This is a genomic window from Anaerobacillus sp. 63XJN7_5_ISO-PGPR-S23-430 (genome assembly GCF_056173695.1).
Window position 1 is genome coordinate 2,707,654 of sequence record NZ_CM149686.1, and the last position, 15,451, is coordinate 2,723,104.

Annotated in this window: 15 protein-coding genes, 1 riboswitch and 1 other annotated feature; of the genes, 1 reads left to right on the forward strand and 14 read right to left on the reverse strand. The window is 38.9% G+C overall.

Annotated features, from left to right (window positions below):
- Positions 1-122: 122 nt before the first annotated feature.
- A riboswitch (TPP riboswitch) is annotated at positions 123-239 on the reverse strand.
- 55 nt (positions 240-294) lie between these two features.
- The 7 genes from AC0VYJ_RS14310 to AC0VYJ_RS14340 form a co-directional block, all read right to left on the reverse strand.
- Positions 295-1,482 carry a M14 family metallopeptidase gene (locus AC0VYJ_RS14310; protein WP_194222158.1) on the reverse strand — a complete coding sequence of 396 codons (1,188 nt, stop codon included), beginning with the start codon at positions 1,480-1,482 and terminating at the stop codon, positions 295-297.
- A gap of 166 nt (positions 1,483-1,648) precedes the next feature.
- Positions 1,649-3,523, reverse strand: a complete 1,875-nt coding sequence (locus AC0VYJ_RS14315; protein ID WP_475365482.1) for an LTA synthase family protein — start codon at positions 3,521-3,523, stop codon at positions 1,649-1,651.
- Between the two features lie 293 nt (positions 3,524-3,816).
- Complete coding sequence (locus AC0VYJ_RS14320) at positions 3,817-4,788, reverse strand: ROK family glucokinase (RefSeq protein ID WP_475365483.1); 972 nt, start codon at positions 4,786-4,788, stop codon at positions 3,817-3,819.
- 27 nt (positions 4,789-4,815) lie between these two features.
- Complete coding sequence (gene nfsA, locus AC0VYJ_RS14325; protein WP_283153986.1) at positions 4,816-5,565, reverse strand: oxygen-insensitive NADPH nitroreductase; 750 nt, start codon at positions 5,563-5,565, stop codon at positions 4,816-4,818.
- The gene (locus AC0VYJ_RS14330; protein WP_194222162.1) at positions 5,562-5,762 is read right to left on the reverse strand and encodes a YqgQ family protein; all 201 of its coding nucleotides are present in this window, start codon (positions 5,760-5,762) and stop codon (positions 5,562-5,564) included. Before AC0VYJ_RS14330 ends, nfsA begins: the two co-directional genes overlap by 4 nt.
- 133 nt (positions 5,763-5,895) lie before the next feature.
- Complete coding sequence (locus AC0VYJ_RS14335; protein ID WP_194222163.1) at positions 5,896-7,359, reverse strand: spore germination protein; 1,464 nt, start codon at positions 7,357-7,359, stop codon at positions 5,896-5,898.
- Between the two features lie 107 nt (positions 7,360-7,466).
- Complete coding sequence (locus AC0VYJ_RS14340; protein ID WP_430244288.1) at positions 7,467-8,519, reverse strand: M42 family metallopeptidase; 1,053 nt, start codon at positions 8,517-8,519, stop codon at positions 7,467-7,469.
- A 113-nt stretch (positions 8,520-8,632) separates the two neighbouring features.
- Here AC0VYJ_RS14340 and AC0VYJ_RS14345 point away from each other — a divergent pair, with 113 nt between their 5' ends.
- The gene (locus AC0VYJ_RS14345; RefSeq protein WP_475365484.1) at positions 8,633-9,538 is read left to right on the forward strand and encodes a hypothetical protein; all 906 of its coding nucleotides are present in this window, start codon (positions 8,633-8,635) and stop codon (positions 9,536-9,538) included.
- Between the two features lie 8 nt (positions 9,539-9,546).
- On the opposite strand, the gene AC0VYJ_RS14350 is transcribed toward AC0VYJ_RS14345, so the two are convergent.
- From AC0VYJ_RS14350 to AC0VYJ_RS14380, 7 genes are all read right to left on the reverse strand, one after another.
- A complete protein-coding gene (locus tag AC0VYJ_RS14350) occupies positions 9,547-10,254 on the reverse strand; it encodes an HAD family hydrolase (protein WP_475365485.1) in 708 nt (235 codons plus the stop codon).
- A 220-nt stretch (positions 10,255-10,474) separates the two neighbouring features.
- Positions 10,475-10,648 carry a hypothetical protein gene (locus AC0VYJ_RS14355; protein ID WP_194222167.1) on the reverse strand — a complete coding sequence of 58 codons (174 nt, stop codon included), beginning with the start codon at positions 10,646-10,648 and terminating at the stop codon, positions 10,475-10,477.
- 54 nt (positions 10,649-10,702) lie between these two features.
- Positions 10,703-12,088, reverse strand: a complete 1,386-nt coding sequence (nhaC, locus tag AC0VYJ_RS14360; RefSeq protein WP_475365486.1) for a Na+/H+ antiporter NhaC — start codon at positions 12,086-12,088, stop codon at positions 10,703-10,705.
- Between the two features lie 86 nt (positions 12,089-12,174).
- Positions 12,175-12,373: a binding site (T-box leader), on the reverse strand.
- A gap of 112 nt (positions 12,374-12,485) precedes the next feature.
- Positions 12,486-13,505, reverse strand: a complete 1,020-nt coding sequence (locus AC0VYJ_RS14365; protein ID WP_475365487.1) for a ThiF family adenylyltransferase — start codon at positions 13,503-13,505, stop codon at positions 12,486-12,488.
- The gene (gene mobA, locus AC0VYJ_RS14370) at positions 13,506-14,102 is read right to left on the reverse strand and encodes a molybdenum cofactor guanylyltransferase (protein WP_475367496.1); all 597 of its coding nucleotides are present in this window, start codon (positions 14,100-14,102) and stop codon (positions 13,506-13,508) included.
- Positions 14,099-14,869: a DUF92 domain-containing protein gene (locus AC0VYJ_RS14375; RefSeq protein WP_475365488.1), complete on the reverse strand. Its 771-nt coding sequence runs from the start codon at positions 14,867-14,869 to the stop codon at positions 14,099-14,101. The genes mobA and AC0VYJ_RS14375 overlap by 4 nt, the downstream gene beginning before the upstream one ends.
- Entirely contained in the window at positions 14,866-15,432 is a 567-nt protein-coding gene (locus tag AC0VYJ_RS14380) for a 5-formyltetrahydrofolate cyclo-ligase (protein WP_475365489.1), read from the reverse strand. Before AC0VYJ_RS14380 ends, AC0VYJ_RS14375 begins: the two co-directional genes overlap by 4 nt.
- Positions 15,433-15,451: the final 19 nt, after the last annotated feature.

Sequence of the window (15,451 nt, forward strand, 5' to 3'; positions counted from 1 at the left end):
CTTCGAGCTAAAAATCGAGAATCAAGAGTATAAGCTACCACCGTAAACGCTTAAAAACGATTAACATAAAACACACTAAAAAACCCCATTCCGCGTAAGGAATGGGGGTAGTAATACGTAATCAATACTGCTACCGACTTCCCTACGCTGGTATCAACCAGATCAGGTTCAAGGGTAAAAGAAATGACGGTTTCTTTTTCTCAGCCTTCCCTTACATGAAGGCACCCCTAGTCTTTGGAATTATGAAATTAAGTTTATTATGACAAAGAAGTGATTAAAAAACAAGCCACTAACCTACATATACAGAGAAGAAAGGAAAATCCCTAACGTATCTTGGTAAATAGTGTTGAAATCAGAAGTAGGCAAAGGACTTTCCCCTTTTCCAATTTCTACGGTAAAACCCGGTCTTCTAAAGTCTTGAATAAACCAATCCTTGTATCCAGCGAAACTATCAACATAGCGAACTGCTCGATAACCGCTCAGTCGCGAAAATTCTCTCACCAAGATTTCTGACTCAGGAGGTTCAAGTCCTTCGAAACCCCAAAAGATCACTTCACCTTGAGAATGAAATGCTAGCGCACGATCAAATTTCTTTCTTCTCGTCAGGTCTGCGATCGCTATTGCTTCTGGCTCTGTAAGCGGTGCTTTTCCCGGGTAATTTCTTGGAGAAGGTTTTGTTGGTTTTCGTTCAGCTTCTATTTCCCATTTAGCAGGATACTGATTGTTTAAATCAACTCCCCTAATGTTCGCCTTCCATCTGTTAAATTGTTCACTTCCATTATTAATTTGATCCGCCAATGAGCGGTAAGGTTCTTCTTCAGGTAATCCATTAATGACAAGATCCACTCCATCTGGGTTTACCATGGGTACAAGAGAGAGAGAAGTCGTTTCATATAGAGATGGGAGGTAAACACCGCTCAATCTCTGACTATTCGTCAATTCACGAGAATAATCATCTACAAATTTCATAATGAGAGTTGAGGTTAACCATTCATTAGCATGAAATGCTCCATTCATATGAACTTTTTTCTTTCCTGTTCCCACTACTAGTTCTGGGATTGGCTTTTCCATGACAGATTCGCCAATGATGGATCGTTTAATAAATGGATAAACAGCAAGTATTTTTCGAATATCATTAACAAGGGTTTGATAATCGTAATTTTGATTTGGGTTAATGAGTGACCACGTTACACGAATCGGTATATTCACTTTTTCTCCTGGTTGTAACGAAAAAGGATTCGAATCGTTTAGCAAAAGAACACCATCTAGGGGTGTTCCGTACCATCCTGCTATTTTCCATAATGTATCTCCTGGCTTAATGGTATAACTTTTCGTGACAAACCCAGGGATCTGAATTTGTTCTCCGACTATAAGTTGATCAGGATTCTCAAGATTATTACTATCTAATATTAATCGAAGTGGAATTTGAAACACTCGGCTATATTTCCAAAGGCTATCCCCACTCTTCACCCTAATTTTCATGTCATACCCTCCCACATTTCATATCCTTCTTACAATGATATGAAATAATGAGTGATGCATATGCTACATAATTAGGACATATTAGCCTTATTGCTCGCCTCAGAAAAAATTCATTACAATACAATAACCCCACCTAACATCCAAGGTGGGGTTTGCATCTTTCATGCTATTTTTCTATTTCTGTATCCTCTTGTTGCTCATCATGCTTGCCTAAGAAACGTAGAAGGTCTCCATAAACGATTTTATCTGAGTAGGCAAGATCAGTTTTTGCCTTCTCCATGTATGGTTCACAGGCTGATTTATCCGTTTCTTCTCCTGTTTCTTTGTCATAACAGACATTTTTAGTGTATAGATTATTTTCAGTAATGAAGCTTCCATCGCGAAGGATAGTGAAATTATCCTGTTCTTTTGCAAAAAGATCGTTACCAAATTTAATCATATCCTTCGTATCAATACCAAGCAGGTGCATGATCGTCGGCTTCAAATCAATTTGACCACCGACCTGGTCCATCACTTCCCCTTCTTGGCCAGGAATATGAACAACGAGTGGAACTTTTTGAAGCTCCGTGGATTCAAATGGTGTGATTTCTTTGCCTAAGAATTCTCCCATAGCTTTGTTATGGTTCTCAGAAATTCCATAGTGATCACCGTACATGACGAAGATGGAATCTTCATAAAGTCCTTCTTCTTTCATGCGCTCAAAGAATTTCTTTAGAGCTTCATCCTGATATCGAACTGTAGTGAAAAATCTGTTAACAGTTCCATCATCTGAAGTCCACTCTGGAATATATTCATCCTCTGATTCAAGTGTAAAAGGAAAGTGGTTCGTTAATGTAATGTATTTAGCATAGTAAGGTTCCGGTAGCGTTTCTAAATATTTAATGGATTGATCAAAGAAATATTCATCTTTCAATCCCCATCCGATTGAATTATCAGGCGTTACTGTAAAATCGTTAATGTCATAGAACTTATCGTATTTAAGGGAGTCATACATAACGTCACGGTTCCAGAAGCTTTTGTTATTCGCGTGGAAGACAGCATTATAGTATCCATCCTCACTTAATATTTCTGGAGATGCATTGTATTCGTTACCTGAATGGGTAAAGAATACAGCTCCACTTGGGAGTCCATATAATGAATTCTCAAGAATAAATTCGGAGTCAGAAGTTTTACCCTGAGCTGTTTGATGATAGAAATTCGGGAAATAATAACTTTCATCTATAAGATCATTTAAGAAAGGCGTAATTTCTTCTCCATCCACTTCTTCATTCACTACAAAACTCTGTGTGGATTCTAACGATACAAGGATGATGTTTTTCCCTTCTGCTTTACCAAACATTTCAGGATCTGGCTCAACGTGGTTAGCTTTTACATAGTTTTCGATATCTACAATCTCACTGCCATCTGCAAATGCTCGCTGTGCTTTTGCTTTGGACTGAAGAACAGCGTCATAAACGTGGTAGTTATAAGTACCAATATATTTTATGAGCATTTCACGATCAAACGTACGAGTTAAAAGCTGCGGGCGTTCTGTTTCTGCAAGCCCAACATTAACAGCAAAAAGAGCTATAGCGCTAGCAAATACAATAGCAATTTCTTTCTTCTTAACCGTGTACGCCTTCGTTTTTCTTACGAAAAGGAAAACTGCCAGAATAATGATATCTACAAAGAGCAAGAAATCAAAACCGCTTACAAGTTCAGCAATACTATTACCGAGCTCTCCCATATTATTCGTTTGAAACAACAATGGTATTGTTATAAAATCAGTAAATTCACGGTAGTATACGACGTTTGCAAATAGAATAAATGAGCCAATAAAATTAATGACCAGTAGTACTCTGTTGCGATACTTTGGTGAGGCAAATAGGGCAAAACCGAGGAATAGCAATACAGAACTAAGTGGGTTTAGCAGTAATATAAACCCTTCCATTTTATTTTCAGGTTCAATGTTGAAAGCAAATTCGTACACCAAATACGTTTTTAACCACAGCATAAAGGCTACGATTAGGAAAAAAGAATACTTATTTTGTAGCTTTTTCATGTTTTCTTAGTACCTCCTTAGTTGAATATAAGGAAAAGCTACCATTACTTTCTACGACCATACATAATCGCTATGATAGTATGTTTTCGAAATTTAATCAACTAACTTTTGTCCTTATTTTAGTATTTCTTTCACAATTATTTTGATTCTGAGCTTCCTGTCTGTTAGTAATAACGAATGAAATGGACAAAAAGTTTCATTTGGGCAATTTTTTTACAAAAAAAAAGAAAAGATCGAACTTAACTGATCTTTTCTTCCCTTGTTATAGCAGGCTGAAACATGAAAAACCAGGACTATTTCATCAATTTCGTTTTTACGAGCCACGCTCCTCCTATTACGCCAGCATCATTGCCGAGTGTGGCAATTGCAAAATCCGTACCTTCTCTAACTCTTGGCAATGCATATTTTTCAAATTGTTTTTTTAAGGGGGTTAGAAGCGCTTCGCCTGCTTTTGATACGCCCCCACCTATTACAATTTTAGAAGGATTCAAAGAATTAGCCAGGTTCGCAATCGCAAGTCCTAGATGGAAAGATACATTATTCACTACTTCAACAGCATATGGATCCTCGGCTTCAGCGCCTTCAAAAATATCACGAGAAGTAATTTCATTCTTTTCTTGATAAATATGATATAGGACACTGTCCTGATGTGACATAAGTTTTTCCATCGCAATACGAACAACACCAGTCGCTGATGCTACTGTTTCAAGGCAGCCTGTTTTGCCACAATTGCATTGCGCTCCACCATCAGGGATGGATGTAATATGACCTATTTCCCCCGCCATGCCATTCGTTCCATGAATGATTGTTCCATTCGTAATAATGCCTCCGCCTACTCCAGTCCCAAGCGTGACGCATAGCAAATCACGTGCTCCATCACCTGCGCCACGCCACATTTCACCAAGAGCAGCAATGTTCGCATCGTTATCAATAATAACTGGTAACCCTGTTTCAACTTCAAGCTTGTCTTTTAAAGGAAAGTCTCGCCATCCAATGTTTACTGCGTGGTAAATAAATCCTGAATCCATTTCAATGAAACCTGGAGCTCCCATACCGATACCAGAAAACTTCTTTCTGCTAACGTTCATTTCTTCCATCTTATCATCAATAGCACGAGCTATATGAGTTGTGATATGACGACCAGCTTCCGATTTATCAGTAGGAATTTCCCATTTACTAATAATTTCACCATAAAAATCTAGGAATGAAAGCTTGATGGTTGTTCCACCTAAATCAACACCAATGAGCCATTTTTCTTCTTTCATCTTAATCCACCTTTCGCAAGTAACACTTTATTTCAGAGGAAAACCTTTCTTTTCAAGAAATTTCTTCATATACGTTCGAACAGGGGTCGCTAATTTATGTGCCATCATAGAAGTCCATCCTGCTGATCGTTGACCTCCCGTTCGATTCGTGTAATAACCTGAAATAACTTCATCATATTCGTTTAATCCTTTTTTAAATGCATTTGCATCCTGCTCATATTCATCAATATGATAGATGTTATTTAGAGGTAATCGTGGTTTTACATCTGGATCCTGATCGGGATATCCAACACAAAGACCAAATAAAGGAATAACAAATCGAGGAAGATTCAATACTTCACTCACTTTTTCAAGGTCGTTCCGAATGCCACCAATATAGCAAATACCTAGTCCCATTGACTCTGCTGCTATGCTGGCGTTTTGTGCAGCAAGCGCTGCATCTATTAATCCTACCATGAACTTTTCAGTTGTTTGCGTCGTTTCCGTTACATCTGTCCCATGCATTTCAGCTGTTGCATGGTGACGATTGAAATCTGCACAAAAAACAAAGAAGTGACCATTTTTTTCAACATAACTTTGCCCACCAGCTAATTCAGCAAGCTGCTTTTTCTTTTCTTTGTCTTCCACACCAATGATCGAATATGCTTGTATGTAGCTTGAAGTTGAAGCGGATTGCGCTGCTTTTACTAACGTATGAATTTGCTCTTCCGTTAATGGCTTATCTTTAAATGCTCTAATTGAGCGGTGAGCAAGCATCGTTTCAATTGTCTGATTCATGTTTTGTCCATCTCCTTGCTAATTTCATTTCTTATGATCATTCTGGCGACGAGGTAATCCTCTTTCTCGAGAATTTTCATATCGTATAACTCTTGGATCTCACCTTCCATTAGTTCAAGATCTCCAAGTCGAGTTCCAGTATAAACAATCATGCCATATTGCTTTAAAAGCTGCTGTATATCATAAAATGTTTTCATTTTCTTCACCATTGTTCATTATAGCAATCCCTAGCGCCAAAAAAAATAATTACGCACAAAAAGACCACATTCCCGTTTAAGAAATGTGGTCTCTGCTTTACATTTGTAAATAAGCCATTGCTAATAGTCTATATTAACGATCTGGATCTTTAGGATGTAATACCGTAGGCCTGCGATTTTTAAGTGGCATAGGTGATCTGAAAATAACATCTCGAAATGCTCGATAAGAAAACGGGATAAACGGCCATAGATAAGGAATATGAAACGATTTTGTACGAATTAAAAGCATTATCCAGAGTGTAAATCCTCCAACAAATCCAACTACGCCAAAAGCTGCGGTCAAAACGAGCAGTAAGAGACGAAAAAGTCGATTGGCAAGACTTAATTCATAGGATGGTGTTGCGAATGTCCCCATTGCTGCAAGGGCCAAATATAAAATGACCTCATTAATAAACAGTCCTACCTCTACTGCTACTTGTCCAATCAAGATGGCTGATACAAGACCAAGCGCAGTCGCAAGGGAGGTTGGAGTATGAATGGTTGCCATCCTGAGTATATCAATCCCTATTTCTATAAGAAAAAATTGAACGAACAGAGGCAATGTTCCGTTTTGATCTACCCCAATAAACTGCATATTTGAACCGAGTAACCGTGGGTTTGTAGCAAATAAATACCATAGCGGCAAAATGAAAATTCCGATCCAAACGGCTATAAAACGAACAAGTCTCAAATATCCGCCAACAAGCGGCTTTTGCCTGTACTCTTCAGCATGTTGCAGATGATGCCAGAAAGTAGTAGGTGTAATAAGCACACTGGGCGATCCATCTACAAAGATCAATACATGACCTTCATAAAGGTGAATAGCTGCTGTATCGGGACGCTCTGTGTACCTCACAAGAGGATAAGGATTTAAATGTCTTCCACAAATAAATTCTTCAATTGTCTTTTCGCCCATCGGTAAGCCATCTGTATCAATGTTACTAACAGAATCCTTAATTCTATTTACGATTTCAGGATCAGCAATATCTTCAATATAACTAATACAAATGTCTGTTTTGGACCTTCTACCTACTTGCATATATTCCATTCTTAACGTTTTATCTCTCACTCTTCTTCTCGTTAGTGATGTATTGAATACGATCGTTTCTACAAAGCCATCTCTCGCGCCCCTTGTTACACGCTCCAAATCTGGTTCCTGTGGTCCTCTGACCGGGTACGTTCTTGCATCGATCATAATAACTTCGCTCATACCTTCTACAACAAGGGCAGTTGGACCAGCAAGCACTAAATCCATTACAACATCAAGATCTTTTTGTCGATCAATTTCAACGTATGGGATATGTACTTTCATGAGCTTCTCAAGTGGATCAGGATCAAGTTGGGAAGGTTCAAGTCTTGATAGTAACTTCATAAGATAGTGAAGAATATCATCTTTGACAAAGCCATCGATTAAAAACATCGCCATTTTTCTACCTGCGTAATCAAGATCTAGCTGAATAACATCAAAACTTTTACCAACACCTAATTCTTTATGAAGGAAATCGATATTTTCCTCAAATGAACGACTAACGGGATGAATGATCTTTTTTTGAGACATAGTTCCCCCTCCTCCCTTCCATCATTCACCATTCTTACATTTTGCATACCTCATTGGAAAATTGGGCATAGAAAAACCAGCCTTTTAAGAAAGGCTGGTTATCTCATTCAATCGATCATTTCCGATAAGAGGTACTGATAAATTAAATGTGCTGTATGAAGCATTGAATCCTGATGTGTTCGCTCATATGCGTGGGAAGCATCAATACCAGGACCAATAAGCGCATGACGAACATCCACTCCTGCCCGAATGGCAGCTGATGCATCTGACCCATAATAAGGATAAATGTCGAGTTTATACTCAATCTTATTTTCCTCTGCAAGCTTCACAAGATGTTTACGTAAGCGATAATGATATGGACCGCTTGAATCTTTGGCACAGATCGAAACCGTATATTCATCAGAAGTTTGTCCATCTCCGAGTGCTCCCATATCCACAGCTATGTATTCGATGGTTTGATCAGGGATATTGGAATTACCACCATAACCAATTTCTTCATTATTCGAAATTAGAAAATGCGTCGTATGTGGAAGCCTGATGTTGTTTTCTTTTAGTTTCTTAATGTTTGCAAGAAGAAGAGCTACACTAGCTTTATCATCCAAATGGCGTGATTTGATAAATCCAGAATCGGTAATTTGGACACGAGGGTCAAAAGAAATAAAGTCACCAACACTCACTCCTAAATTCATGACATCTTCAGGATTAAAGACCCGCTCATCAAGACGCACTTCCATGTTCTGTTCGTCTCGTTTGACCTCCCCATTGTTTTTATAAACATGAACAGAGGTTTGGTGTAAAAGAATCGTTCCAGTAAAACGCTTGCCATCTCCGGTGATAATCTCACAGTACTCACCTTCAATTGCATTAAATCGAAAACCACCAATTAAAGATAAGCGCAGGCGACCATCACTCTTAATTTCTTTCACCATCGCTCCCAATGTATCAACATGAGCTGTTAACATCCGTTGACGCGACGAATCTGCCCCTTCAATAGTAGCAATGAGTCCACCCTTATTATTTCGTTTTGTCTCTACTCCAAGCTCTTGCATTCTCCCCTCAACCCAACTAATGACTTCATCAGTGTAACCAGATGGGCTTGGAATACTAACTAATTCTTTCGTAGTTTGTAGAAGTTCTTCTGCATGAAATAAATCACTCATTGATTTCATCCTCTCAAATTGAATTAATTGGAAAAGCAAACGAATCCTTCTTCATATTTCAGTTAACTATCACATACATATGATGACAAGCTTACTCATTTGGAGGTATCGGGATGATCAAAAGAATTCACTACGTTATCATGCTAGGTATGATTGGTTTTTTTGCGCTCATCCTTGTTAACACTAGTAGTAATCCTGTTAGGGAATCATTTACGTATTTCCCACCTGATCCAGACGTCGCATTTGATTCAGCAAGCACATCTCTTTCTATTCTAACGCAGGACGATGAAGATGAATACACATTGGATTGGAAGACAGAATCAAGTCTTTCTGAAGTGGCTTACCTTCGTCAAGATTTATCGTTTCTCTATGAAGAAGGTCGCCTGATTGATTCCATGTCAATTTGGAAAGAAAATACGGCTACACTTCGTCAAAAAAAAGAATCTACAAGTGAAGATAGTGGACATTATGAAGCGATTACCTACCATTATGGAGAAATCCATTACCCTAATGATGTAATTAAAAGTGCCCAGCAATTGAGTTATGACCAACTTTACGTCATTGACTCTCCGATGACACCACTTGAATCTTTTAAAAAGGCTTCAAGTGAAGAAGAAAAAGAGTGGCAATACATTCTCGATCATGCCATGGATCAACAAGCCCAGTTGGTTTTCAAAGCTATGGTAACAGAATATAATCTTCATCCTGAAGACTATTATATTTTCCCGCTAACCTCGTTAGATCAATATCAACAGCGAACGCTCCCAGGACTATCTCAGAAACAGACTGCTGATACGATCGGAGGTATTTGGGAAGGTCTATACAAAAACTATTTCCTTGGCATAATTCCTCCGAATGGCCCGACAGAATCACCTATTGGCAGTACAATTCCAATCATATTGCTTCATAAACATTCACCATATTTACTCATCCTATTCCAAACGAAAAGTGGAAAGAACATTGAGCTTATTCAATACCTTAACGAGCCTATATTAGAGCCACAAGATACAGAAGAATAAAGAAAGGATTAATTGATTAATACTTTCTTCAGTTTTTCATAAGTCAATATTTCTGGAATATCTTTGCGAATTGCGTGGTCAACAGCTTCATTCCTGGAATTAAAATATATTGCATCAAAGCCTGCTTCTATAGCAGGCTTAATGTCATGATCCCACGTATCCCCTATGTAAAGATACTGCCCCGTACTTCCAAGAACATATTGAAATATGTCAACGTCTGGCTTTTCAATCCCTACAGTTTCTGAAATGTAAATATTCTCATGAGGGATCCATTGAAGCAGTTGAAGAGCTTTAATTTTTGCTAGCTGTGTTTCCTGCCCACCATTTGTAATAATGCCCAGCTCTATTCCACTATCCCTCAAATTAGATAGAATAGAGGAAACCCCGTCATATAATTCAGCGAAGGAGGCAACTTTAGATTGATATTCTCTTTGGAACTCTAACGCTTCCTCCTCAGAGCAAGTTAAGTTAAAATAGTCATTCGTTTTACAAAATCGCTTCACCTGGTACCGCTCTCTTGACCATCTACCTTCTTCATAGGCATTCCAATATTGATCGCAATTAGATTTGAATACATTAAACCACTGCTCAACTGAAACAGATTTACTTTTATTTAGCAACATTTTTTCTGCACAATGCAAAATGGTTTTTTTAAAGGCCTTTTCATGATCATAAAGAGTGTTATCTAAATCAAAGTAGATGTGTGTCCACTTCATCTAAAGCTCCCCCAGTCTCCGGTTAATCAAACTATTCCTTATTGTCTTCCCCCTATTCTAACCTTTTCAATTTTTAGAAGAAAGCTTTGTTAGCTTATATTGTTGATTCTCGACTTTTGCCTCATTCGAGTGGTCATCACAGAGCATAAATGAGCCAAAATCAACTGCGTGCATTAACATACCCTAGAACAAAGAAAAACCTCCACCGGTGAGGTAGAGGTTAAGATAGAAAAGAGCTAAAAAGTTTGTTACGTAAACCTGGAAATTTCAACGAATTTCCGACGACAAAGCGCCTTATCACCGCGACGCCTAGCAGCCCATTTAATAATCGGTATCGGTATTCATACAACACGACTACTAAAGATAATAGAACAAGAACCTTCGTTATTTTCATCATTCTCCTCCTGAAACTGTACTATATCTCTACTGTTTGCAGGTAATGACGTTTTTATCCATGATTCACAGAGGGGTCTTCACCTAATTTCTTATTATTCCAATAGCCCAAAATCACAGTAAATAATGGTGATAGCCATAGAAAGACTGCAAACGGAAGATAGCTTAACACCGATACCCCTAACGTTTCTGCAAAAAAGGCTCCCGATACTCCCCATGGAATTAACGGATTAATGAGCGTCCCAGCGTCTTCTAATGTACGGGAAAGATATTTCCGATCCACGCCTGCTTTATCATAAAACGGCTCAAACGTTTGACCAGGAAGAAGAATTGACAAATACTGCTCACCTGTTAACAAATTCACTCCAATTGCAGATGTGGCTGTGGCAGAAATTAAATGACCTCGCTTATTTAGAAGCTTTGTTAACCCGCTCATGAGGGATTGAATGATTCCCATCACTTGCAGAACGCCACCAAGTGCTAATGCTAAAATAATCAGTGAGACGCTCCACATCATTGATTGAAGGCCACCTCTATTTACGATTCCATTTACAAGATCACTTGATGTATCACTCACAAAACCATTTTGCATCGTTCCAAGAATTGAACCAGCTGAATACACGCCTTGTGTTAACATTGATACGATAATTCCCGCAAGAAGCCCGGCAAACAAAGTGACTAGGACAGGCACTCTTCTTACAGCAAGAACGAGCACGATAACAGGAGGAATTAACGTCCAGAGTGATATATTAAACTCACTTTGCAAAACCGACATAGCTTTGTTCAAATCCTCCGGGTTAACGGAAGTAGATAAATTTTTACTCATCATAAAAAAGAAGATTACTGCTACGACAATGGCTGGAATGGTAGTCTGTGTCATATGTCGAATATGAGTGAACAGATCTACTTTTGCAACAGCAGGAGCAAAGTTGGTCGTATCAGAGAGGGGAGACATTTTGTCTCCGAAGCATGCACCTGAAATAACAGCTCCAGCGGCCAAAGCCGGGTTAACACCCATTGCTGCTCCTATTCCCATCATCGCTACGCCAATGGTACCGATTGTAGTAAATGAACTGCCTGTAAAGCTTGAAACGATAATGGTCACGATCAATGCACTGATGAGAAACCACTCAGGCTGGATGAACTGAAGCCCTCCATATAACAATGTTGGCACCGTACCACTCTGCATCCATACGGCGATCATCATTCCTACTACAAAAAGAATGAGAACTGGCTTTAAGCCCGTAGTTATACTCTGCAGTAAAGCCTTCTCTATTTCTTCCCACTTCATACCAAGAATTAATCCCAAAATCCCCATTCCTACTACGCCAGCAAGAAGAGGAATATGCGGTTCTACCTTTAAGCCAATAATACTAAACAACATCCAGCTCATTAATAGCGCAATCACAACAAGCGCTATTGGAAATGATATTTTTTTCATTTTCTTTCTCTCCCTTGATCTATGTTCTCTCACCGATTAGTTTTGCTCTATCTGTATTTTTCCATTAAAAAAAGCCCTTCAATAATTGAAGGGACGAAATTTTTTCGCGGTACCACCCTTATTGACAGTAATAACTGCCCACTTATATCCTCAATATCGGGAGGATCACCCGTACCTAGCTCCTCAAATGTAATTTCACTCCTAGACGCCCTAGTTTTCACCAACCACCAGGTCTCTTCGACTGCTTATCTAGAGAAGCTACTTTTTCTGAATCTTCGCTTTTGTACTTTTATGCTTTTGTGCGTTTAAGTAACATCGTTATTCTATAATTGAATATGAGCTATGTCAAGGATAAGAGTTAAGATGTCAAAAAGCACCAGCCTAAGGCTGATGCTTTTTACATGCCAATATATCTTGAATAGAGTGCTTTTGCTCTTCCACTATCTTCTGTTCCTTGAATAAGTACCCGTCCATCTGGAAATAACACTAGTCTTTCCCCTTCCTCAAGTTGCGCTTTAAGTAAGAAAGGAGTTTTCTTAACTGTTGTTGTTTTTTCTAGCTTTGATGCCCATTCTTTTAAATCAAAATGACTTTCAAGCTGTATCTGAATCGTTTCTCTTCCACATAGAGAGGTGATATCCTGCTTAGCTCCCGCTTTTAATGATGGATATTCGTTTGTTTGGCATGTTGGACAACCTTCTTTAGGCGAAGAAAATTTCATCGCATAACTATGATTATGCCAAATATCCATTGTCATTAGGCTGCGATGAAGCTTCTCATGGTCTCCCGCTATATATTTCATAATCTCCGTCACTTGATACGATGCGATAATATCAACGATAGGAGAAATAACCCCGATCGTGTCACACGTTTCACCAGTCGTTCCTTCGCCACCCTGAATAAAGCAACGAAGGCAAGGCGTTTCACCAGGAACAAATAGTGCTGTCATTCCCCTTGAACTTACCGCCCCACCATATACAAAAGGAATATTCATTTTAAAACAAGCATCATTTAAAAGAAAACGTGTGGAAAAGTTATCGGTCCCGTCCATAACAAAGTCCACTTCTTCCATAAGGTCACTTACGTTACTTGCATTAACATCCGCTATGATCGCTTCGATTTCAACTGAGGAATTCATTTTTTCTAGTTTCTTTTTGGCTGCAATTGTTTTTGGTAACGCTGCCGAAACATCCTCTTCGTCAAAGAGCATTTGTCTTTGAAGATTGCTCTTCTCAACATAATCACGATCGACAATTCTTACACGACCGAAGCCCGCTCGCACAAGATGATTGGCAATCGCTGTCCCTAGTGCACCCATTCCTACAACAAGAGCCCGTGATTGACTGAAATTCTTTTGGCCTTCTTCGCCTATAGGAGAAAACAGCATTTGTCTTGAATACCTTTTAAAGTCATCCATTTAATCTCTCTCCTTTTGAACAAATTTATATTCTTCTTTTGTATTTACATTTAAAAACTGCTTTTTCAGTTCTTCAACTTTTATATATTGGGCATTAATTAATTCAAAAAGATCATTCATTTTTCTTTTTCCTGATAAAAGAAGCTCTTCGATAATGGATTTACAGGAAGAATGATAGATAGCACAGAGTGGCTGGCTTCTTCCTGAGCTCACCGGTATGACGGCCATTGCTTCTGGATGTTTGATCATTTCTTCAATTAGTGTAGAAAATAGACCATCTGTTACGAACGGCATATCACAAGCGACCGTTAGATAAAGATCACCATTCGTTTGAGTCATCCCAGAATAAAGACCTGCTAGCGGTCCCATCCCTACAAATTTTTCCTCATCTCTTATCACTCTTATATCTTCTGATGTGCTCATCCTAAACTGCTCTAATAAATCTCTATTTGTTACGATAATGGATTCATTTACAACAGGGTGAAGTTGATTCAGTACCACTTCATAAAAAGGCTTGCCGTGATAAGGGGCAAATGCTTTTGGGGATCCAAACCTTCTGGACTCCCCTCCTGCTAGCAATGTACCTATTATTTTCATAACCACCATGCCCCTCCCACAAGAGCGCCAATCATAGACGAGGCGAAATTGACCACGTCATTATTAAATCCTTTTATACCGCTGATTTTGACTGTCCTATTTCCACAATGCATATGGCGTTCGGTTTTTGAACCACATTTCTGACATTTTAATTCTTCTTGCAAGGTTGCTCCAATCAGCGTATCGCTTAAACAGCCGACAAATCCTGCGACCGTAACAATAACTAACCCTAGAAAAGATAAGTCAAAAACAAGTGAACCAACTCCTCCAATTAAACCAGCTCCGAGCAAAGACGCCAATATACCTGGCATACTAATAGCTCCAGAAGTGCCTGCCGGAACGAATTTCATCGTTATTATATGAAGGGGGCGTCGCTTTGAGAGAACGCCAAGTTCAGATGCCCAGGTATCAGAATTAGAAGTGGCAATCGCACTTAGAAAAATAAACAGCCATACATCCCCAGGGAATAAAAGCATCATTATTCCAGCGAAAGCAGCAACCCCACCATTTGCAAGAACTTGATACTGATCTCTCGAAGCGCCCTTTTCAACAATTTGTTCCACGCCATCTTTTAACTGCGCTTTATACTTACTCCATATAGTAGAAGTTAAAAAAAAGATACCAAGAAGCAAGAGCCCTTTCCAGCCAAAACCTAGTGCGATCGCGCACCCAACACCTGTGGCGGCTATTGCTCCATTTCTCGAAAGTGCATGAACTTTATATCCTAAAATACCTGTTATAGCACTTAAAAAAGCGTAAATGATCATTTTACGTTAACAAGCTGTTCATTAGTAATGATGGCTTCCACAGGTACGTCAAAAGATTCGGTTGGCACCTTTTCAACGACTTGAAATTGATAGGCAAGGGATACGGTTGAGTTTGAATAGTGTTGCAAATATCGATCATAGAAACCGCCACCAAATCCAATCCTAAAGCCATTAAGATCAAAAATGAGACCAGGAACAAGCAAAAGATTTATTTCTTCTGGGGGACACATTACTGTTTTATCGGGACGAGGTTCTTCCAACCCAAAATAAACGCTTTCTAGCTGATCCCACTCTGTTAAATAGCGAAAAGTCATCTGCTTCGTTTTCGGATTGCACTTCGGGACTGCTACTCTCTTTCCATTAGTCCAAGCTTTTTCTATAACTTTCTTCGTATTTATTTCACCTTTCATTGCCACGGTTAATCCGATCGTTTTAGCCTTTTTGAATGGTTCATATGTATAAAGACGTTCACGTATTTGTTCATCAAGCAATATTTTCTCATCAGCACTAATTTCTTTTAATTTCACTTTCATGTTTGTTCGCCATTCATGTTTTGATTGCATCATCATTCCTCCTACTTTT

Coding starts and splice junctions, on each gene's coding strand:
- AC0VYJ_RS14320 (WP_475365483.1), bottom strand. CDS start 4,788: ATGAAAGAAGAAAAATGGCTCATTGGTGTTGATTTAGGTGGAACAACC.
- AC0VYJ_RS14330 (WP_194222162.1), bottom strand. CDS start 5,762: ATGAAAACATTTTATGATATACAGCAGCTTTTAAAGCAATATGGCATG.
- AC0VYJ_RS14335 (WP_194222163.1), bottom strand. CDS start 7,359: ATGTCTCAAAAAAAGATCATTCATCCCGTTAGTCGTTCATTTGAGGAA.
- AC0VYJ_RS14310 (WP_194222158.1), bottom strand. CDS start 1,482: ATGAAAATTAGGGTGAAGAGTGGGGATAGCCTTTGGAAATATAGCCGA.
- AC0VYJ_RS14380 (WP_475365489.1), bottom strand. CDS start 15,432: ATGCAATCAAAACATGAATGGCGAACAAACATGAAAGTGAAATTAAAA.
- AC0VYJ_RS14340 (WP_430244288.1), bottom strand. CDS start 8,519: ATGAGTGATTTATTTCATGCAGAAGAACTTCTACAAACTACGAAAGAA.
- AC0VYJ_RS14355 (WP_194222167.1), bottom strand. CDS start 10,648: ATGAAAATAACGAAGGTTCTTGTTCTATTATCTTTAGTAGTCGTGTTG.
- AC0VYJ_RS14315 (WP_475365482.1), bottom strand. CDS start 3,523: ATGAAAAAGCTACAAAATAAGTATTCTTTTTTCCTAATCGTAGCCTTT.
- nhaC (WP_475365486.1), bottom strand. CDS start 12,088: ATGAAAAAAATATCATTTCCAATAGCGCTTGTTGTGATTGCGCTATTA.
- AC0VYJ_RS14375 (WP_475365488.1), bottom strand. CDS start 14,869: ATGATCATTTACGCTTTTTTAAGTGCTATAACAGGTATTTTAGGATAT.
- AC0VYJ_RS14350 (WP_475365485.1), bottom strand. CDS start 10,254: ATGAAGTGGACACACATCTACTTTGATTTAGATAACACTCTTTATGAT.
- AC0VYJ_RS14365 (WP_475365487.1), bottom strand. CDS start 13,505: ATGGATGACTTTAAAAGGTATTCAAGACAAATGCTGTTTTCTCCTATA.
- nfsA (WP_283153986.1), bottom strand. CDS start 5,565: ATGAATCAGACAATTGAAACGATGCTTGCTCACCGCTCAATTAGAGCA.
- AC0VYJ_RS14345 (WP_475365484.1), top strand. CDS start 8,633: ATGATCAAAAGAATTCACTACGTTATCATGCTAGGTATGATTGGTTTT.
- mobA (WP_475367496.1), bottom strand. CDS start 14,102: ATGAAAATAATAGGTACATTGCTAGCAGGAGGGGAGTCCAGAAGGTTT.